The sequence below is a fragment of the Bradyrhizobium sp. MI1.10 genome, from assembly GCF_055811035.1.
This window is the reverse complement of the sequence record NZ_JBVVPN010000013.1, coordinates 174,670-192,050: the sequence shown is the minus strand read 5'-3', so window position 1 is coordinate 192,050 and position 17,381 is coordinate 174,670. Positions and strand designations below refer to the sequence as shown.

Below are 17,381 nucleotides of genomic sequence, written 5' to 3'. Positions count from 1 at the left end.
TATGGGGTCGTGGGGCTGGGGTTGCGGTGTTGTTTTTCTATGGTAGTCACTTGTGTGGCGGGGGGGGGGCGGGGGGGGGGGCCCCCCCCCCCGGGGGGGGGGGGTGGGGGGGGCGCGCAGCGCGGGGTGAGGGCTTTCTCCTCTAGGGGACTGTCCCGATGCGGAGATACCCTCTCCCCACCCCTCTCCCGCAAGCGGGAGAGGGAGCACACCTCTGCTGTGGTGCGCAACTGTCATTCGAGCTCGATCACGAACGGGCGGCCCTCGACCATCATCGCGCCCGGGCCCATCTCGTCGAGTGCGCGCAGCATGCGGCCGTTGCGTCCCAGCGCACGGTCGGCAAGGCTGACGATGCGGCGGTTCGGCGAGGCGATCGGGGAAGCCGCTCTAATCTTCTTTGCGATCTCGGTCTCGTCGCGATCCGGATTGAGTGCGCACACGGCGGCGAAGGCGCTCGCGGTGGAGCGGCTGATGCCGGCATAGCAATGCACCACCAGCGGCGCGTCGCGGTCCCAGCTGCGCACGAAGTTCAGCACCTGCTCGATATGCGTTTCCGATGGCGCGACGAAGCCGTCCATCTCCTCGGTGATGTCGTCCATCGATACCTTGAGATGGTTGGCCGGCAGCACCGACACCGGCCGCGCCACCTGCTCGACATTGGCCATCACGGTCAGCACGTGGCTGGCCTTGGTGAGGCGGACGGTTTCGGGAAGGGCGGCGAGGGAACAGACGTGGATCATGGCGGACCTTTTTGGCGGCGAGTATAGCGAGCGCCCGTAGGGTGGGCAAAGGCGCATCGCACCGTGCCCACCATTTCGCAACTGCGCATCTCCACCAGTTTGGTGGGCACGCTTCGCTTTGCCCACCCTACGAAGGGATAGGGTTCACGCAAACACGGCGCCAAACCGCTCCAGAAACTGCTTCTCGGCCCGGGCAGCCGTCCAGGGGGTGAGATAGTCGCGCCGGACGCTGTCGGGCAGGCCCGGATCGCGGCCGAACAGGCGCCTGGACTCGCTTTCGCTGAAGCCGGCGAGCGTCGTCGCCTCCAGATAGGCCGCGCCGCGATCGGCGGCCTTGATCGCCAACGTGATCTCCTCCGGCAGCACCGGCGGCAGGCCAAAGCGGATGTGGATGGCGCCGAGTAGGCGTTTTTCGACTGCCTTGTAATGACCGTCGAGCACGGCCTTGAACGGCGATATCATATCGCCGATCACGTATTCGGGCGCATCGTGCAGCAGCGCGGCAAGCCGCACGCGCAGATCCACGCGCGGGTTCTCGTGCCGAATCACGGTTTCGACCAGCAGCGTATGCTGCGCGACCGAGAAGATGTGTGCGCCGATGGTCTGGCCGTTCCAGCGGGCGACACGCGCCAGCCCATGCGCGACGTCGGCGATCTCGATATCGAGCGGGGAGGGATCGAGCAAATCGAGCCGCCGGCCCGACAGCATGCGCTGCCAGGCACGAGACGCCACATCGGGTGACGACTTCCTGGCCGTCATTTGGACTTGAGGCGCGGCTTGCGCTGCGTCTTGCCGCAGCTCGCGTGACAATGGCAGTCGACGAGATGATCGTTGACCATGCCGGTCGCCTCCATGAAGGCATAGACGATGGTCGGGCCGACGAATTTGAAGCCGCGCGAGGACAGCTCCTTGGAGATTTGCGTGGAGAGCGGCGTCGAGGCCGGTACGCTCGCGGTGGTCTTGAAATGATTGACCTTGGGCCTTCCGTCCATGAAGTCCCACAGGAATTTCGAGAAGCCGGGGCCCTTCTCCATGATGTCGAGATAGGATTTCGCGCTTGATATTGTGCCGTCGATCTTGGCCTTGTTACGCACGATGCCGGCATCGTTCATCAGCGCGTGAACTTTCTTCTCGTTGTAGCGTGCGATCTTTTCCGGCTGGAAATCGTCGAAGGCTTTGCGGAAATTGTCGCGCTTGCGCAGGATCGTGATCCAGGACAGGCCGGCCTGGAAACCGTCGAGGATCAGCTTCTCATAGAGCGCGCGGTCGTCATATTCCGGCACGCCCCATTCGGTGTCGTGATAGGCGACGTAGAGCGGATCCTCGCCGGGCCAGGGGCAACGCGTCTTTCCGTCGGGATGCAAGCGTGGAGCACGGCTCATGCGATGGGTTGCTTCGTCGGAATGCGGACGATTTCAGGTTCCGCTAGCCTCACAGCGAGGCCACCGGCAGTCAGCGCCTGTCCTGCGTCGAGCGCATCGGCGACGCGGTCGATGCGCACCAGCGCGATACCCTTGCCCTGCGCCGACGAGCCCATCGTGCCGACCGGCTTGTCGCCGGCGAGAATGCTGACGCCGGGCTCAGGCGAGGAGTCCGCGAGCAGTACCTTGACGCTGCGGGTGCGGGCGGTGCCGCGATGCTGCATGCGCGAGACGACCTCCTGGCCGACATAGCAGCCCTTGTCGAAATCGACACCGGCCAAACGGTCCATGTTGGTCTCGTGCGGGAACGCATCGCTGTACGTGAAATCGAGCCCGCCGCGCGGCACGCCGAGCGCGATGCGGTGGGCCTCGTAGGCGGCGGCGTCGACGAGCTCGGCGCCGATCAGATCGGACAGCTTATGTTTGAGATCTTCGGGGATCAGGATGCGGGTGCCGAGGTCTTCATTGCGCGGATCGGCGAAGGCGAGGTCGGGCTGGGCCGCAGGCTTGCCGTCCCAGGCCGCGAGCACGCCGAGATCGTCGGACAGGTTTTCCACCGTGACCTTGGCGCGCAGCTTGTAGAATTTCAGCTTGGTGGCGAGGCCGTCGGCAAGCGGCTTCGGGCAATCGATCAGGAACCCGCCGCCATGGCCGGCAGGCGCTTCCGTGATCAGGAAATCTACGATGATCTTGCCCTGCGGCGTCAGCAGCGCGCCGAATCGGCCGAGGCCCGGCTTCAGCTTGTCGACATCGGTCGTGACGAGGCCATTGAGGAAGTTGCGCGCATCCTCGCCCGCGACCTTGATCACGCCCCGGTCCGGAAGAAACGCTGATTTCATACGAAAATCTCTTGCGACATGTTGCTCCGGAACGTAAGCCCGCAAGGCAAAAACGACAAGACCTCAAGCCCTGCGCTTGGGGACGAGAGAGGCCTTCAGCCATGACCCAGCGTTTCGACGTGATCCTCAAGGGCGGCACTGTCGTCAACCAGGACGGCGAGGGAGCCCGCGATATCGGCGTCGTCAACGGCCGCATTGCCGAGATCGGCACCCTGTCGCAGGCTTCCGCCGCGGAGGTGATCGACTGCAAGGGCCTGCACATCCTGCCCGGCGTGATGGACACGCAGGTGCACTTCCGCGAGCCCGGGCTGGAGCAGAAGGAAGACCTCGAGACCGGTTCGCGCAGCGCCGTGATGGGCGGCGTCACCGCCGTGTTCGAGATGCCGAATACGTCACCGCTCACGGTGACGGAAGCCGCCTTCACCGACAAGGTGAAGCGCGCCCATCACCGCATGCATTGCGATTTCGCCTTCTTCATCGGCGGCACGCGCGAGAACGTGCAGGACCTGCCGGTGCTGGAGCGCGCGCCGGGCTGCGCCGGGGTCAAGGTGTTCATCGGCTCCTCGACCGGCGCGCTCTTGGTGGAGGATGACGAAAGCCTGCGCCGCATCTTCCAGGTGATCCGCCGCCGTGCCGCCTTCCATGCCGAGGACGAATACCGCCTCAACGAGCGCAAGCCGCTGCGCATCGAGGGGGATCCGCGCTCGCATCCGGTCTGGCGCGACGAGACCGCGGCGCTGATGGCGACGCAACGCCTGGTCAAGCTCGCGCACGAGACCGGCAAGCGCATCCACGTGCTGCACATCTCGACCAAGCAAGAGATCGAATTTTTGCGCGACCACAAAGACGTCGCCTCCTGCGAGGCGACGCCGCATCATCTCACGCTGGTGGCGCCCGAATGCTACGAGCGGCTCGGCACGCTGGCGCAGATGAATCCGCCGGTGCGCGGCGCCGATCATCGCGCCGGGATCTGGCGCGGCATCGAGCAGGGCATCATCGACGTGCTCGGCTCCGATCATGCCCCGCATACGCTCGAAGAGAAGCAGAAGATCTATCCGGCCTCGCCCTCCGGCATGACCGGCGTGCAGACGCTGGTGCCGCTCATGCTCGATCACGTCAATGCGGGTCGGTTGTCGCTGGCGCGTTTCGTCGATCTCACCAGCGCCGGCCCCGCGCGCCTCTACAATATGGCCTGCAAGGGCCGCATCGCCGCCGGCTACGACGCCGACTTCACCGTCGTCGATCTCAAGCGCAGCGAGACCATCACCAACAAATGGGTGGCCTCCAAGGCCGGCTGGACCCCCTATGACGGGTTGCGCGTCACCGGCTGGCCCGTCGGCACCTTCATCCGCGGCCGCCGCGTGATGTGGCAGGGCGAGCTCGTGACGGCCTCGCAAGGTGAGCCGGTGCGGTTTCTGGAGACGTTGAAACAGTAGGGAGCGGCACAAGCGTTCCGCACTCCCGGCGTCGTCCTGGCGAAAGCCAGGACCCATTACCCCGACTGCATCTTGTGCGAAGACTGGTGGCCAACACTTGCGCGCCACAACTTGATCCTGTGGTAATGGGTCCTGGCTTTCGCCAGGACGACGCCGAGGGAGGAATGAATGTCCCAACCGACACCCCTCATCACCACCGAGCAACTCGCCGCCATACTCGGCGATCCCAATCTCCGCCTCTACGACTGCACGACCTACAACGAGCCGGTGCCGCCGGGCAGCGACGTGCCCTATCGCGCCGTGCCCGGCGACAAGACGTTCGAGGCCGGCCACATTCCAGGCGCCGATTTTCTCGACCTGCAAGGCGAGTTCTCCGACGCCTCTGCGCAGCAATTCTTCATGATGCCTGACGTGGCCCAGCTGGAGACCGCCTTCGGCCGCCACGGCCTCGATGCGTCCAAGTCCGTCGTGCTCTACAGCATCGGCACCATGATGTGGTCGACGCGGTTCTGGTGGATGCTGCGCTCGCTCGGCGTTGACGCGCGGGTGCTCGACGGTGGCCTCGACAAATGGAAGGAAGAGGGGCGGCCGGTCGAGACAGGCGCGCCGAAGGGCTATCCGGCCACGACCTTCAAGGCCACTCCGCGCGGAGGCTTCTTCGTCGACAAAAATGCAGTGAAGGTACGGCTCGGCGATCCCGCGACTGTTATCGTCAACGCGCTCGGTCCGCAATTTCATCGCGGCCTCGAGCCGAGCCGCTATGGGCGGCCCGGCCGGGTTCCCGGCAGCGTCAACGTTCCCGCGGCGGTTCTCACCAATGCCGACAAGACGCTGACGACGCTCGCCGATGCCGAAGCCAAATTCGCCGCGGCAGGCGTCACCTGCGACAAGAATGTCATCCTATATTGCGGTGGCGGCATCTCGGCGACGATCGATTTGCTGCTGCTGACGCAGCTCGGTTATGACAAGCTGACGCTGTACGATGCTTCGATGGGGGAGTGGGCGAAGGATCCGGCGCTGCCGATCGAGACGGATTAGGACATTCCCTGGTCTCTCCCCCAGGGGAAGGACAGAAACTTGGGAACCTTTCCCTTGGGGCGGCATCCAATGTCCGGAACGAAGCCAAACAAGCAGGTGACCGCCATGCCACGGACCGCAGCCGGCCTGTCCGCCGGCGCTAAGACTTCAGAAATCCGGACATTGGAAGCCGAACTGGTCGAGCGGGCGCGGGGCCGTGACGAGGCCGCGTTACGCGAGATCATGCAGGCCAACAATCGCAGGCTCTATCGTCTGGCGCGCGGAATTCTGCGCAGCGACAGCGAAGCCGAGGATGTCGTTCAGGAAACCTATATCCGCGCCTTCACCCATCTCGACGACTTCCGCGGCGAGTCCGGGCTGTCGACCTGGCTGTCGCGCATCGCCATCAACGAGGCGCTTGGCCGGGCGCGAAGCGCCAGGCCGCATGTCGAGCTCGGCTCGGTGCCCGAAGCGACGCTCGAGGCGCAGATCATCAAATTTCCCGCTTCTCCCGCAGGCGATCCGGAAAGGACCATGGCCCAACGTGAAATCCAGCGCGTCGTCGAGCGCGCCATCGATGAGTTGCCGGATGTCTTCCGCATGGTCTTCGTCGCACGCGTGATGGAAGGCATGAACATCGAGGAGACCGCCGAGCTGCTCGGCGTCAAGCCCGAGACCGTGAAGACGCGACTGCACCGTGCGCGCACCATGTTGCGCGAGAACGTCGAGAAGGAGATCGGTCCGGTGGTGATGGATGCGTTCCCGTTCGCCGGGTGGCGCTGCGAGCGGCTGACCGTGTCAGTGCTGAAGCGGCTCGGCATCGGCGGCTGAATTTTTCGGGAACGTTCGCGCGAAAATTCCATCCAACGCCTGTGAAGCAACGCGCCGGCAAAACATCCGGCACCACAGGAGTGTCAAACCATGTTCGTTCGTTGGACCACGGCGATCGCCGCTGCAATTTTGTTGTCGAGCCCCGCGCTGCTGCAAGGCGCCAGAGCAGCCGACAAGCTGACCAATCCGCAGATCGCCCATATCGCCTACACCGCGGGTGTGATCGACATCAACGCAGCCAAGCAGGCGCAGAAGAAAGCCAAGAACAAGGACGTGAAGGCGTTTGCCGACGACATGCTGCGCGACCACGAGGCCGTCAACAAGCAGGCGCTCGCGCTGGTCAAGAAGCTGAACGTCACGCCTGAAGACAACGACACCAGCAAGGCGCTGTCGAAGCAGGCGAGCGAGAAGCTCGCCGAATTGGACAAGCTGAGCGGTGCGGCCTTCGACAAGGCCTACGTCGCAAACGAGGTCGCCTACCACAAAACCGTCAATGGCGCGCTGGAAACCCAGCTCATTCCGTCCGCCAGCAATGCCGAACTGAAGAGCCTGCTGCAGACCGGCCTGAAAATTTTCCAGGGCCATCAGCAGCACGCCGAGCACATCGCGGCGGAGCTGAAATAGGGAGGCGATGATGCCGGGACGATTGTCTGCGATCGCGTCAGCGGTCCTGCTCGTGGCGTTGGCCGTCCCGGCGCACGCCGCGACCATAGAGATCACGATGGAGAATCTCGAAGTGTCGCCGAAAGACGCTTCGGCGAAGGTCGGCGACACCATTGAATGGATCAACAAGGACGTGTTCGCCCACACCGCGACGGCCAGGAACGGCGATTTCGACGTCAACTTGCCGGCGAAAAAATCAGGGACGTTGGTCCTCAAGAAGGCAGGCACGGTCGATTATTACTGCCGCTATCATCCCAACATGAAAGCGACGCTCAAGATCGAGCCGTAACGGGTTGGGGAGCGCATTCCCGACGGCAGCGGAAACTGGCCCCGCCCGCGTGGCGGGGGCGTTTTCGGCAAGGCTTACTGCCTGAAGAAAGACTTACTGTCGGGAGATGTCGACCGAGAATTCGCCGTTGCGGATGCGGCCAGGAAAGCCTTCGACGAACTTCGCCACCGCGTCCTCGCCATAGGTGCCGACCAGCTCGGCAAGGGCCGCGAACAGGCTCGCCTGCGCCAGGCAGTCGCCGTCGACGCCGTCATGGCGCGCTTCGGCCCAGGCCTCGTTGAGATAGCTCAGTGCGGCCTGTTTCTGCTCGTGATCGGGCAGCGGCGCGCGTGCGGGGGCGTAGGACACTGGATGGCTCATGAAACTCGTCAGGGCTGGGGCGCAATCCACGGCGATGCGCTGTGCGAGAGGTGTAGCACGCGGGTTAACGCCCGCTAGGCCACTTCTTTAGGAACGGTTAACGGCTGTGTACAAAGTCGATGACAGGGTTCCCCGATGCCCAACCTCATGGCGAGGAGCGTGCAAAGCACGCGTCTCGAACCATAGAGGCCCCGCTGCTGCAGCCGGGCCTTTCATCCTTCGAGACGCGCGTTCCGCGCTCCTCAGGATGAGGAATTTACAGGTCTGGATGTGATTGGCGGCAGTTCAGTTCGCGTAACGCGCCGTGAGATCGCGCGAGATCTTCGCGCCTTCCTCGATGTAGCGGCGGATCGCCACCGTCGCGGCCGGCGTGCAGCTCCGGTAGGTCTGCTGAAAACCGTTATAGCCGCGGTTGAAGCCGGCGATCATGCGGGTGCGGCGTTCGCCCGCGGGGGTTTCGGCATCGATCAGCGCCTGCATCTCGCTGCGCCATTTGTTGCCCTCGTTGGACCCACAGATGCCGCGCAGATAGTGCAGCCCGCCGAGGATCTCCGCCAGCCGCTGCAAATCGCCGTCAAACGGCGCTGCCCCGTCCTGAGCCCTCGTGGGCACCGAGGCGCAGGCGAGAATCAGGGCAAAAATGGCCAGAAATCGCATCGACATCGGCCGGGTGTATGCCTCCTCGGGGCGGTGGACGCAAGGCGCCGGGCCGTGCGAGCGTTGCGCTCCCTCCCCCGCTTGCGGGGGAGGGTCGGGGAGAGGGTATCTCCGCAGGCGAGCACCCCCAAGAGGAAAAAGGCCTCACCCGCCGCGCTCTCGCGCGTCGACCTCTCCCGCAAGCGGGAGAGGTGCGGCGGAGTTCGCCGTGCTGCCTATGCCTCGATCAGGCGCGCGGCGGACTGGATGACCTCTTCCAGCCCGCCGGTCAGCTTGAGGTCGCCAAGGCTCGCCAGGGCCTCCGGGGCGATCCAGCGGAAGTCGTCGAGCTCGTCGTTGAGAACCGGCTCCCGGGCCACCCAGCGGGCGGCAAAGGACATGATCAGGTAGTGGCCGGCGCCAGCCGCGGCCGGCAGCACTTCGCGCCAGCCCGCGAGGCCAATGATGTCGATATCGAGCCCGGTCTCCTCGTCGATCTCGCGCGCCAGCGCCTGGTGCAGCGATTCGCCGAACTCGACCCGGCCGCCGGGCAGCGAATAGAACCCCTTTGCCGGCGAGCGTGCACGACGGGTCAGAAGCACCTTGCCGTCACGAAAAATCGCGGCACTGACCGCGATCTGGGGACGGGTCGGCTGAACGATCGCAGCCATGACTTCACCTGCTCGAGCTCAGTTCGCCATGATATTGTCGACGTCGGCTTCAGCGCCGCCATTGATGATGCCGCCGCAGGCCGCTATCAGCGGCCTGACCCACTGGGCGGCCTGCTCGGCGAGGCGAACGCGGGTCGTGTCCTTCTCGACCTCGCGCATGGCCGAGCCGACCGCGGTCAGGATCGAGGTCATGGTGTCCGTGAGGTGGTCAAACTGGGCGCGCACGTTCGGGTCGGCCTTTTCGTAGGCCTCGATCGCCAGATCCCGGGCCTTGAAATTCGAGGCGGTGAAATGCTCGGCATAGGACAGCGGCGACCAGGTCAGAAAATCTTCCGCGCATTCCGGCATGTCGGGCACCATTTCCAGCAGCATCACGGCTTCATTGAAATGGTTGAGATAGTCGGTGGCAAGCCCGGTCCGCGGGTTGATGTTGGCCACGCGCAGCCGCTCGGCCCAGGCCGCGGCCTCGGGCGCCGTCTGTCCATGCATTCGCGCCGGCTGGGAGACCGTTGAGCTCATCTGCCGCAGTGTTAACGTTCGGGGTTAAAAGGACCTGAACGGACCCTATATAGGCCCTCAAGGATGTGTGGACGCTTCGTCATAACTTCGGCCCCCGCGGCTTTGCGGCAACTATTCGGCTACATTGAGCAGCCGAACTTCCCGCCCCGGTTCAACGTGGCCCCGACGCAACCGATTCCGGTCGTGCTGGCCGAGAACGGCGCGCGCCATTTTCGCCTGATGCGCTGGGGCCTGTTGCCGGGCTGGGTCAAGGATCCCCGCGGATTTACGCTCCTGATCAATGCCCGTTCCGAGACGGTGCTGGAGAAGCCCGCCTTCAAACGCGCGATCCGCCGGCGCCGCGGCCTGATTCCGGCCGACGGCTATTACGAATGGAAGGCGGAGGGTGGCCGCAAGCAGCCCTTCTTCATCCATCGCGTCGACGGCGCGCCGCTCGGCTTTGCCGCATTGTTCGAGACCTGGGTCGGGCCGAACGGCGAGGAGCTCGACACGGTCGCGATCGTCACGGCGGCGGCGGGCGAGGATCTCGCCACGCTGCATGACCGCGTGCCCGTCACCATCAGCCCGCGCGATTTCGAGCGCTGGCTCGACAGCCGCAGCGATGACGTCGATGCCGTGTTGCCGCTGATGACCGCGCCGCAAATCGGCGAATTCGCCTGGCACCCGGTCTCCACCCGCGTCAACCGCGTCGCCAACGACGACGACCAGTTGCTCCTTCCGATCAGCGCGGAGGAGATGGAAGCGGAGCTAGAGGCCGCGAAACCGAAGCGGGCGGTGCGGAAGGCCGCGGCCGGCTCGGCGGATGACGGGCAGGGGTCGTTGTTCTGAACACTGGCGCCGTAGGGTGGGCAAAGCGAAGCGTGCCCACCATTGCGCACCGAAGAAGCGGATAGGTGGTGGGCACGGCGCGTTGCGCCTTTGCCCACCCTACGGCAGCGGAGTTTGCGGCAGCCCTACACAATGTCTTTCGCCCGTAGTCCCGCGATCTCCGCCGCGTCAAATCCCAGCTCGCCCAGCACCGCGTCCGTATCCGCACCGAGCTCCGGCGCCATGCGGTCGAGCCTGCCGCCGCCATGCGCGAGCTTGAAGCCGCTGCCGGCGAAGCGCAGGCGACCGTAGGGCGTATCGAGCTGCTGGATTGCGCCGCGCGCCTTGATCTGCGGATGGTCGATGACTTCCTCGACCTTCCAGATGCTGGCGCAGGGCGCGCCGGCATCCTCCAGGATTGTCTCCCATTCGCGCGCCGGCCTGGCCGCGAGCGCCGCTTCGATGATGGCGCGCAGGGCCGGCTCGTTCTCGTTGCGGGCGAACCAGTCGGCGAAGCGCGGATCGGACAGCGTGTCCTCGCGGCCGAGCGCGGACATCAGCGCGCGATATTGCTTCTCGTTATTGACGGCGAGCAGGATGTGACCGTCGCCGCATCTAAACAAATTCGCCGTGGTCCTGCGGCTGACGGCCTGATTGCCCGACAGCTGCTGGCGATGGCCCGCGACCGAGAAGTCCGCGATCTGCCCCGACAGAAACGCCATCGTTGCCTCCAGCATGGAGACGTCGATGAGTTGGCCCTTGCCGGTGCGATCTCGCTGGTACAGCGCGCTCGACACGCCGAACGCAGCGGTCGCGCCCGACAGCACGTCGCACACGGCAAAGCCCGCACGCGTCGGGCCGGTTTCGGGATGGCCCGTGATCGCCATGATGCCGGACAGCGCCTGCATCTTGCCGTCATAGCCGGGGCGCAGACGATCCGGGCCGGTCTGGCCGAAGCCTGACACCGCGCAGTAGATCAGTTTTGGATTGATTGCGGACAGCGCCTCATAGCCGATGCCGAGCTTGTCCATGACACCGGGGCGGAAATTCTCCATGACCACGTCGACTTGCGCGGCGAGCTTCTTCACGATCGCGATCGCATCGGGCTTTTGCAGATCGAGCGTCAGGCTCCGCTTGTTGCCGTTGATGGCCTGGAACGCCGGCGCCAGCCCGCGCTCCGCCCATTCGCGGCTGAGCGGCGTGTGGCGCATGTCCTCGCCCTCGCGCCGCTCGACCTTGATGACGTCGGCGCCCAGGAGCGCGAGCTGGTAGCTCGCATAGGGGCCTGCCAGCACTTGCGTGAAGTCCAGGATCTTCACGCCCTCGAACGGTCGCGTCACGTCGCTCTCCCTTTTGTTGTGGTTGTCGGAGGACGTCAGGCGGCGCGATTGCCGCGCGCGATCTCCTTCTGCTTGTCGAATTCGGCGCGGCGGCGCGCCAGCTCTTCGGCTGAGAGCTGCGCGACGTTGTTGTAGTCGAGCTTCCAGGAGGCGTCCTCGCTCCAGCGCAGCGGCGACTGCATGGTGGTCTGCGGGCCGCTCGCGGTCTCCAGCAGTTTCAGCGCCAGCTCGAGCGTCTGCGCCTGCGAGACGATGTCGTGCGGCTTGCCGGCGGAATTGCCGAGCGGAAAATCCGAGAACAGGAAACGCGGCACGGCGGCGTGCTCGATGATGTCCTTGGCGCAGCCCATGATCACGGTCGGAATGCCGTTGGCCTCGAGATGCCGCGCCACCAGCGCCGTGGTCTGATGGCAGACGGGACAGTTCGGAACCAGCACCGCGACATCGACCTTGTCGGCAAGGCAGCGCGCCAGAATTTCCGGCGCGTCGGTGTCGAGGGTGACGCGATGGCTGCGGTTGGTCGGCGCCCCGAAGAAGCGCGGGGCCACCTCGCCGATGCGCTCCGCAGCGCTCGCCTTCAAAAGCTGCGGCAGCGGAAACCAGGTGCCGTTGTCGGTGGCCGTGGTGTGCTTGCGGTCGTAGCCGATATGCGAGATGCGAAGGTCGTGCTGCTTCGCCGTGTCGCCGTCATAGACCTGGTAGAATTTCGCGCCGCCATTATACGCCGCGCCCGGGCCCTGGTCGCCCTTGGTGGGGTCGTACGGCGCGGCCGTCGTGATGATAGTGACGCGTGATTGCGACAGCGGCTTCTTCAGCGGCTGGAACGGCGCCTCGGTGTAATGGGCCCAGCGATACGCCGTGGTGTAGCCAATCGCGGCGTAATAGTCCCGCGTGCGCTGCATATAGGGGACGGGGGCGTCATAGTCGGGCGCAAAGCCGAATTCGTCGTCGCGCGAAGCGGACATGGGCGCGTCTCCTGGTTCTTGTTGGCGATAGACTAGAGATAGTCGGGGGAGAGCTCAAGAGTAAGCAAGCTCACCGAAACACATGCAGCGCCACATGCTGCAGCAGCATGATCGCCTTGGCGTCGATGATGCGGCCGTCCGCGATCATCGCCAGCGCCTCGTCGATGCCGAGCTCCAGCACCTCGATGTCCTCGCCTTCGTGTTCGAGGCCGCCGCCGTCGCTGACCCGCATCTCCGGCTCGTATTCGGCGATGAAGAAATGCAGCTTCTCGGTGATGGCGCCGGGGCTCATGAACGCCTCGAACACCTTTTCGACGTGGTGCAGGCGATAGCCGGTTTCCTCCTCGGCCTCGGCGCGGATGCGAATTTCGGGCGAGGCATCGTCCAGCACGCCGGCGGCGGCTTCGATCAGGAGATCGTCGTAGCCGCGGATGAAGGCCGGCAGGCGGAATTGCTTCACCAGGATCACGGTCCGCCGTGCGAGATTATACGGCAGCACGGCGGCGGCGTTGTCGCGCTCATAGGTCTCGCGGTGCTGCGTCTGCCATTCGCCATTGGCGCGCCGGTACTCGAACGTGGTGTTCTTCAGCGTGGTCCAGTTGTCCGAGAGCACGCGGACGTCCTTGATGCGGACGCGGTCGGAAATGGTCATGGCTCGGTCTCAATTGCTTGGCGTTGTGGTGCGGCCGTCGAGCCACTTCTGGAACATCACCGAGGTCGATTCCTCGAAAGCCAGCGACTGGTAGAACGCATTGGCCTGCTCATTGCCGCGGCGGACCAGGAGCTGCAGCTTCAAAATTCCAGCCGCGCGCAGCCAGGCTTCGGCCGCGGCCATGATGACGCGGCCGTAGCCACGCTTCTGGCTATCGGGGTCAACGGCGACGTAATAGACCCAGCCGCGATGGCCGTCATGGCCGACCATCACGGTAGCGACGACGGCGCCGCCGTCGCGGCCGAGCAGGATGGTGGAATTGTCGCGCCGCCGCGCCAGCGCGATGTCGGCATGCGGATCGTTCCACGGCCGGGTCAGGCCGCAGCGCTGCCACAGCGCGACCACCGGCTCGACATCCGCGTCGGTGATCGCGTCGATCGTGAGCGCACTCACAGCACTTTTCCCGGGTTCATGATTCCAAGCGGATCGAGCATCGCCTTGAGCTGTCGCATCAGCTCGATTGCAGTCTTGTCCTTCACATCGGGAAGCTCGTCGCGCTTGAGCACGCCGATGCCGTGCTCGGCCGAGATCGAGCCGCCCATGCGCAGCACGATCGCGAACACGACCGCGTTCATCTGGTGCCAGCGCGCCAGATAGTCCGCGGTGTTGGCGCCGATGGGCTGGCTGACATTGTAGTGCAGATTGCCGTCGCCGAGATGGCCGAACGGCACCGGCCGCGCGCCGGGGATCAGCTTCACCACGGCTTCATTGGCCTCGGCGATGAAGGCGGGCACGGTGGCCACGGGCACGGAGATGTCGTGCTTGATCGAGCCGCCCTCCGGCTTCTGCGCCGACGACATCTCGTCGCGCAGCTTCCAGAAGCCGGCACGCTGGGTGAGATTGGCCGCGATCACCGCGTCGTCGACGATCTCGTCCTCCATGGCACGGCTGAGGATCGTCTCCAGCGGCGTGCGGGCGTCGTCGCCGGGTGACGACAATTCCATCAGCACGTACCAGGCATGCTTTTGCGCGAGCGGATCGCGCACGTCGATGCCGTGGCGGATCGAGAAATCGACCGCCATCTCCGAGAGCAGCTCGAAACTCGTCAGCGCATTGGCGGCCTCGCTTTGCGCGATCGCCAGCAGTTTCAGCGCGGCGTCCGGCGACTTCAGCCCGACGAAGGCGGTCTCGATCGACCGAGGCTTCGGAAACAGCTTCAGCGTCGCCGCGGTGATGATGCCGAGCGTGCCTTCGGCGCCAATGAAGAGGTTGTGCAGATTGTAGCCGGTGTTGTCCTTCTTCAGCTTCGAGAGCACGCCGAGCACGCGCCCGTCCGCCAGCACCACCTCGAGCCCCAGCGCCATCTCGCGCGCGACGCCATAGGCGAGCGCGGCCGTGCCGCCGGCATTGGTCGAGAGATTGCCGCCGATGGTGCAGCTCCCTTCCGCGCCCAGCGAAAGCGGAAACAGCCGGTCCACGTCCGCGGCCTTCTGCTGCGCGATCTGCAGCACCACGCCGGCCTCGCAGGTCATGGTGTTGGAGGCGGTGTCGATCTCGCGGATCTTGTCGAGCCGCCGCAGCGACACCACCACCTCGCCATTGTGCGGGGTCTGGCCGCCGACGAGCCCGGTGTTGCCGCCCTGCGGCACCAGCGCGATCTTGTGCTCCGAAGCGAGCTTGCAGATCGCGGCGACCTCCGCGGTCGAGCCTGGGCGCAGCACCAGCGGCGAGCGGCCGTGGAACAGATTGCGCTCCTCGGTGACATAGGCCTCGATGTCGGCCGCATCGGTGATCGCGTGCCTCTCGCCGACGATCTTGCGGAATTGTTCGATCAGCTCGGGCGCAAGCGGAGGGGTGGCGGAATGATTAATGTTCATTGTCTTGTCTCTTGCTTCGCTCTTATCTCGCCACGGCCGCCCGGCGCAGCCGGTCGTTGATCGCTTCGCCTAGATCCTCCTCGGGGATCGTCATCACCGCGATCGCCCGCGGGCGCCTCTCATCGAGGGCGCGAAGATAGCCGAACAGATTGGCGGCGGCTTCATCGAGATCACCGCTGGGCGACAAATTCATGACCGCGGCAGCGGCCTTCAGGCCAGGCAGGCGCGCGGGGCCGAACGCCAGCAGCGCTTCGCCCGGCGCGACGTCCTGCGCATTGAGCCGCACATGGGCGCGCGGCGCGTAATGCGAGGCCAGCATGCCCGGCGCCAGCGGCTGGCTGTCGTCGCTGTCGGCCTCCGCCGGCAGTCGCGCCAGCGGTGCGCCGAGCACGGCCTCGATCCGCTCGCGTGACAGGCCGCCGGGCCGCAGCAGCATCGGCGCCGCAAAGCAGCCGACGATGGTCGATTCGACGCCGACCGTAACCGGCCCGCCGTCGACGATCAGGTCGATCCGGCCCGCAAGGTCGCCCTCGACATGAGCTGCCAGCGTCGGCGAGACGTGGCCGGAGAGGTTGGCAGACGGCGCCACCACAGCCCCGCCAAAGGCGCGCAGGATCGCCTGCGCCACCGGATGGGCCGGAATGCGGATCGCGACCGTGTCGAGGCCCGCAGTGGCAAGCTCGGCCACCGGGCAGTTTTCCGTCTTCGGCACCACCAGCGTCAGCGGCCCCGGCCAGAACGCCTCCGCAAGGCGCGAGGCGCAGGCGTCGAATCGCCCGATCCTGCGCGCGGCCGCGAGGTCGGCGACATGCGCGATCAGCGGATTGAAGGCCGGCCGCCCCTTGGCGGCGTAAAGATGGGCAATCGCGCCGGCATTTCCGGCATCCGCCCCGAGCCCGTAGACCGTTTCGGTCGGGAACGCGACCAGCCCGCCGGCGGCCAATGTCCGGGCGGCAGCCTCCGCGCCAGCCTCGCCGGCCGGTAAAATCAGCGTTTCAAGACCCGTTTTCACAGGGATAAGATTCCTCAGCTCGGCCGCTTGCGGTGCGCCAAACCCGACGCTATAAGCCGGCCTCTTGTCGGAGTGTGGCTCAGCCCGGTAGAGCACTGCGTTCGGGACGCAGGGGTCGCAGGTTCGAATCCTGCCACTCCGACCATTATTTTCACGCCAAACCTACCTTACCGGGACAGTTATCGGGACAGAAACCATCTGGACCCGCCCGACAGCCCTGAAATGCGAAGGGCCGCCTCTGGCAAGGCAGCCCCCAATCGCAAATTCAACTTCAGCACCCAAACAAATAGCACCCCCGCACAGGGGCTACAAGCGTTGCAGGCGCGTCGCCTGAAGGCGGACTTCCATTTGCCGCCAGCGACCGCGGCAGCCGTTGCGGAACTCGGCTGTGGCCGGGCGGTGCCGCAATGACGGTCACGGCCGAGATCGCGCCCGGCGCGACGCTGCAGAGCCCTGCAGCGGTGAAGCTGTATGGCGACATCGCTGCTTGCGAATCCCCAGACCAGCTCGATGCAGCCAGCCGACTACTATGGGGAGCCAACGCCACCGGCCACGTTTCGGACGACGACGCGACGTTCCTAGCAACCTGCATCCAAGCTCGCCGTCCGCTCAGCCATCGGACGTCAGTCGGCAGGTTCGTGGTTCCTAGTCGTCTCAGCCGCTTTCCGCGACGGCGCCCACAGCGCTCACCTGACCGGAAAGCATCCCGCGATCGTCGGCGCATGCTCGGCGGCTCCAGTGCGCTGCCCGACAACCTCCGCCATCATTTCACAGAAGGCCAGCGAGCCGTCCTGTGCGTCATCGCAGCCGAGATCAAGCGCCGCGGGATCTGCGATTTCCCGATCGACAAAATCGCCGCGTTGGCCGGCGTGTGTCGAACCTCGGTTCAAAATGCCATCCACGAGGCGCGCCGGCTAAGCCTACTCAAGATCACCGAGCGTCCGCAACCCGGCCGCAAGAACCTCTCGAACCTGATCGAAATCGTCTCGCGCGAGTGGACCGCCTGGATCAAGCGAGGTCCTTCGGCTGCAAGGCCGATAGGGTCCAAAACGCTGAAAATGGTGAGCCCCACGAAGAGCACAGATTCAAAAAGGAAGAGGCTCGGCGAGGAATCGAGGTCCCGGGACGGCCACGGGCCGCCACTGCGAGGTGCTGCATGACGACGAAACAGTGCCGAAATCGCCGACCAATCTATCCATCCGACGTCCAAAGACTGGGTGGACGCGTCAGCATTGTGCCAAGCCGTGACCGTGTCGACGGATCAACGACCTATTTGGTCGAGCATGTCTCTGGAGGAGGCGACATC

General features: G+C 65.2%; 21 protein-coding genes and 1 tRNA gene. 8 read left to right on the top strand and 14 right to left on the bottom strand.

Annotated features, from left to right (window positions below; translation table 11 throughout):
• Nucleotides 1-233: 233 nt before the first annotated feature.
• The 4 genes from AC0L3K_RS16265 to ygfZ form a co-directional block, all read right to left on the bottom strand.
• The gene (locus AC0L3K_RS16265) at nucleotides 234-740 is read right to left on the bottom strand and encodes a tyrosine phosphatase family protein (protein ID WP_007594910.1); all 507 of its coding nucleotides are present in this window, start codon (nucleotides 738-740) and stop codon (nucleotides 234-236) included.
• Nucleotides 741-884: 144 nt separating this feature from the next.
• On the bottom strand, nucleotides 885-1,499 hold the full coding sequence (locus tag AC0L3K_RS16260) for a YfbR-like 5'-deoxynucleotidase (protein ID WP_007594908.1): 615 nt from the start codon (nucleotides 1,497-1,499) through the stop codon (nucleotides 885-887).
• Nucleotides 1,496-2,122, bottom strand: coding sequence for a DNA-3-methyladenine glycosylase I (locus AC0L3K_RS16255; RefSeq protein ID WP_007594906.1), 627 nt, complete (start codon nucleotides 2,120-2,122; stop codon nucleotides 1,496-1,498). The genes AC0L3K_RS16260 and AC0L3K_RS16255 overlap by 4 nt, the downstream gene beginning before the upstream one ends.
• A complete protein-coding gene (gene ygfZ, locus AC0L3K_RS16250) occupies nucleotides 2,119-3,000 on the bottom strand; it encodes a CAF17-like 4Fe-4S cluster assembly/insertion protein YgfZ (RefSeq protein WP_473366350.1) in 882 nt (293 codons plus the stop codon). The genes AC0L3K_RS16255 and ygfZ overlap by 4 nt, the downstream gene beginning before the upstream one ends.
• A 101-nt stretch (nucleotides 3,001-3,101) precedes the next feature.
• On the opposite strand from ygfZ, the gene AC0L3K_RS16245 reads away from it, so the two are divergent.
• From AC0L3K_RS16245 to AC0L3K_RS16225, 5 genes are all read left to right on the top strand, one after another.
• A complete protein-coding gene (locus AC0L3K_RS16245) occupies nucleotides 3,102-4,436 on the top strand; it encodes a dihydroorotase (protein ID WP_473366349.1) in 1,335 nt (444 codons plus the stop codon).
• A gap of 168 nt (nucleotides 4,437-4,604) precedes the next feature.
• Nucleotides 4,605-5,474 (top strand): sulfurtransferase, encoded by an 870-nt coding sequence (locus AC0L3K_RS16240; protein WP_473366348.1) that lies wholly within the window; start codon nucleotides 4,605-4,607, stop codon nucleotides 5,472-5,474.
• A 105-nt stretch (nucleotides 5,475-5,579) separates the two neighbouring features.
• Nucleotides 5,580-6,284 carry an RNA polymerase sigma factor gene (locus tag AC0L3K_RS16235; RefSeq protein ID WP_473366347.1) on the top strand — a complete coding sequence of 235 codons (705 nt, stop codon included), beginning with the start codon at nucleotides 5,580-5,582 and terminating at the stop codon, nucleotides 6,282-6,284.
• A gap of 90 nt (nucleotides 6,285-6,374) precedes the next feature.
• Nucleotides 6,375-6,908 (top strand): DUF4142 domain-containing protein, encoded by a 534-nt coding sequence (locus AC0L3K_RS16230; RefSeq protein ID WP_219678664.1) that lies wholly within the window; start codon nucleotides 6,375-6,377, stop codon nucleotides 6,906-6,908.
• Nucleotides 6,909-6,918: 10 nt separating this feature from the next.
• A complete protein-coding gene (locus AC0L3K_RS16225; RefSeq protein ID WP_007594893.1) occupies nucleotides 6,919-7,236 on the top strand; it encodes a cupredoxin domain-containing protein in 318 nt (105 codons plus the stop codon).
• 93 nt (nucleotides 7,237-7,329) lie between these two features.
• Here the strand turns inward: AC0L3K_RS16225 and AC0L3K_RS16220 are convergent, their stop codons facing one another.
• The 4 genes from AC0L3K_RS16220 to AC0L3K_RS16205 all read right to left on the bottom strand — a co-directional run bounded on the left by AC0L3K_RS16220 (nucleotide 7,330) and on the right by AC0L3K_RS16205 (nucleotide 9,422).
• Nucleotides 7,330-7,596 carry a hypothetical protein gene (locus AC0L3K_RS16220; protein WP_007594892.1) on the bottom strand — a complete coding sequence of 89 codons (267 nt, stop codon included), beginning with the start codon at nucleotides 7,594-7,596 and terminating at the stop codon, nucleotides 7,330-7,332.
• Between the two features lie 285 nt (nucleotides 7,597-7,881).
• Nucleotides 7,882-8,259: a TIGR02301 family protein gene (locus tag AC0L3K_RS16215; protein WP_007594891.1), complete on the bottom strand. Its 378-nt coding sequence runs from the start codon at nucleotides 8,257-8,259 to the stop codon at nucleotides 7,882-7,884.
• A 209-nt stretch (nucleotides 8,260-8,468) separates the two neighbouring features.
• Nucleotides 8,469-8,903, bottom strand: coding sequence for an NUDIX hydrolase (locus AC0L3K_RS16210; protein WP_354127353.1), 435 nt, complete (start codon nucleotides 8,901-8,903; stop codon nucleotides 8,469-8,471).
• Nucleotides 8,904-8,921: 18 nt separating this feature from the next.
• Entirely contained in the window at nucleotides 8,922-9,422 is a 501-nt protein-coding gene (locus tag AC0L3K_RS16205; RefSeq protein ID WP_007594889.1) for a hypothetical protein, read from the bottom strand.
• Nucleotides 9,423-9,485: 63 nt separating this feature from the next.
• Here AC0L3K_RS16205 and AC0L3K_RS16200 point away from each other — a divergent pair, with 63 nt between their 5' ends.
• A complete protein-coding gene (locus AC0L3K_RS16200) occupies nucleotides 9,486-10,250 on the top strand; it encodes an SOS response-associated peptidase (protein WP_354127352.1) in 765 nt (254 codons plus the stop codon).
• Between the two features lie 125 nt (nucleotides 10,251-10,375).
• On the opposite strand, the gene AC0L3K_RS16195 is transcribed toward AC0L3K_RS16200, so the two are convergent.
• The 6 genes from AC0L3K_RS16195 to AC0L3K_RS16170 form a co-directional block, all read right to left on the bottom strand.
• On the bottom strand, nucleotides 10,376-11,569 hold the full coding sequence (locus AC0L3K_RS16195; protein WP_473366346.1) for a CaiB/BaiF CoA transferase family protein: 1,194 nt from the start codon (nucleotides 11,567-11,569) through the stop codon (nucleotides 10,376-10,378).
• 35 nt (nucleotides 11,570-11,604) lie between these two features.
• On the bottom strand, nucleotides 11,605-12,534 hold the full coding sequence (locus tag AC0L3K_RS16190) for a hypothetical protein (protein ID WP_007594885.1): 930 nt from the start codon (nucleotides 12,532-12,534) through the stop codon (nucleotides 11,605-11,607).
• A gap of 70 nt (nucleotides 12,535-12,604) precedes the next feature.
• The gene (locus AC0L3K_RS16185; protein ID WP_473254357.1) at nucleotides 12,605-13,186 is read right to left on the bottom strand and encodes a GDP-mannose pyrophosphatase; all 582 of its coding nucleotides are present in this window, start codon (nucleotides 13,184-13,186) and stop codon (nucleotides 12,605-12,607) included.
• A 9-nt stretch (nucleotides 13,187-13,195) separates the two neighbouring features.
• On the bottom strand, nucleotides 13,196-13,639 hold the full coding sequence (locus AC0L3K_RS16180) for a GNAT family acetyltransferase (RefSeq protein WP_473254356.1): 444 nt from the start codon (nucleotides 13,637-13,639) through the stop codon (nucleotides 13,196-13,198).
• Nucleotides 13,636-15,063 (bottom strand): FAD-binding oxidoreductase, encoded by a 1,428-nt coding sequence (locus tag AC0L3K_RS16175; RefSeq protein WP_473254355.1) that lies wholly within the window; start codon nucleotides 15,061-15,063, stop codon nucleotides 13,636-13,638. The genes AC0L3K_RS16180 and AC0L3K_RS16175 overlap by 4 nt, the downstream gene beginning before the upstream one ends.
• Before the next feature lie 22 nt (nucleotides 15,064-15,085).
• Nucleotides 15,086-16,075 carry an L-threonylcarbamoyladenylate synthase gene (locus tag AC0L3K_RS16170; RefSeq protein WP_473366345.1) on the bottom strand — a complete coding sequence of 330 codons (990 nt, stop codon included), beginning with the start codon at nucleotides 16,073-16,075 and terminating at the stop codon, nucleotides 15,086-15,088.
• A gap of 68 nt (nucleotides 16,076-16,143) precedes the next feature.
• Here AC0L3K_RS16170 and AC0L3K_RS16165 point away from each other — a divergent pair.
• Both AC0L3K_RS16165 and AC0L3K_RS16160 read left to right on the top strand, forming a co-directional pair.
• Nucleotides 16,144-16,220: transfer RNA gene (locus AC0L3K_RS16165), tRNA-Pro, on the top strand.
• A 262-nt stretch (nucleotides 16,221-16,482) separates the two neighbouring features.
• Nucleotides 16,483-17,235, top strand: coding sequence for a hypothetical protein (locus tag AC0L3K_RS16160; RefSeq protein WP_473366344.1), 753 nt, complete (start codon nucleotides 16,483-16,485; stop codon nucleotides 17,233-17,235).
• Nucleotides 17,236-17,381 lie beyond the last annotated feature (146 nt).

Excerpts from the sequence above, each read along its gene's own strand:
- AC0L3K_RS16265 (WP_007594910.1), bottom strand. The coding sequence starts at position 740 with ATGATCCACGTCTGTTCCCTCGCCGCCCTTCCCGAAACCGTCCGCCTC.
- AC0L3K_RS16260 (WP_007594908.1), bottom strand. The coding sequence starts at position 1,499 with ATGACGGCCAGGAAGTCGTCACCCGATGTGGCGTCTCGTGCCTGGCAG.
- AC0L3K_RS16255 (WP_007594906.1), bottom strand. The coding sequence starts at position 2,122 with ATGAGCCGTGCTCCACGCTTGCATCCCGACGGAAAGACGCGTTGCCCC.
- ygfZ (WP_473366350.1), bottom strand. The coding sequence starts at position 3,000 with ATGAAATCAGCGTTTCTTCCGGACCGGGGCGTGATCAAGGTCGCGGGC.
- AC0L3K_RS16245 (WP_473366349.1), top strand. The coding sequence starts at position 3,102 with ATGACCCAGCGTTTCGACGTGATCCTCAAGGGCGGCACTGTCGTCAAC.
- AC0L3K_RS16240 (WP_473366348.1), top strand. The coding sequence starts at position 4,605 with ATGTCCCAACCGACACCCCTCATCACCACCGAGCAACTCGCCGCCATA.
- AC0L3K_RS16235 (WP_473366347.1), top strand. The coding sequence starts at position 5,580 with ATGCCACGGACCGCAGCCGGCCTGTCCGCCGGCGCTAAGACTTCAGAA.
- AC0L3K_RS16230 (WP_219678664.1), top strand. The coding sequence starts at position 6,375 with ATGTTCGTTCGTTGGACCACGGCGATCGCCGCTGCAATTTTGTTGTCG.
- AC0L3K_RS16225 (WP_007594893.1), top strand. The coding sequence starts at position 6,919 with ATGCCGGGACGATTGTCTGCGATCGCGTCAGCGGTCCTGCTCGTGGCG.
- AC0L3K_RS16220 (WP_007594892.1), bottom strand. The coding sequence starts at position 7,596 with ATGAGCCATCCAGTGTCCTACGCCCCCGCACGCGCGCCGCTGCCCGAT.
- AC0L3K_RS16215 (WP_007594891.1), bottom strand. The coding sequence starts at position 8,259 with ATGTCGATGCGATTTCTGGCCATTTTTGCCCTGATTCTCGCCTGCGCC.
- AC0L3K_RS16210 (WP_354127353.1), bottom strand. The coding sequence starts at position 8,903 with ATGGCTGCGATCGTTCAGCCGACCCGTCCCCAGATCGCGGTCAGTGCC.
- AC0L3K_RS16205 (WP_007594889.1), bottom strand. The coding sequence starts at position 9,422 with ATGAGCTCAACGGTCTCCCAGCCGGCGCGAATGCATGGACAGACGGCG.
- AC0L3K_RS16200 (WP_354127352.1), top strand. The coding sequence starts at position 9,486 with ATGTGTGGACGCTTCGTCATAACTTCGGCCCCCGCGGCTTTGCGGCAA.
- AC0L3K_RS16190 (WP_007594885.1), bottom strand. The coding sequence starts at position 12,534 with ATGTCCGCTTCGCGCGACGACGAATTCGGCTTTGCGCCCGACTATGAC.
- AC0L3K_RS16185 (WP_473254357.1), bottom strand. The coding sequence starts at position 13,186 with ATGACCATTTCCGACCGCGTCCGCATCAAGGACGTCCGCGTGCTCTCG.
- AC0L3K_RS16175 (WP_473254355.1), bottom strand. The coding sequence starts at position 15,063 with ATGAACATTAATCATTCCGCCACCCCTCCGCTTGCGCCCGAGCTGATC.
- AC0L3K_RS16160 (WP_473366344.1), top strand. The coding sequence starts at position 16,483 with ATGACGGTCACGGCCGAGATCGCGCCCGGCGCGACGCTGCAGAGCCCT.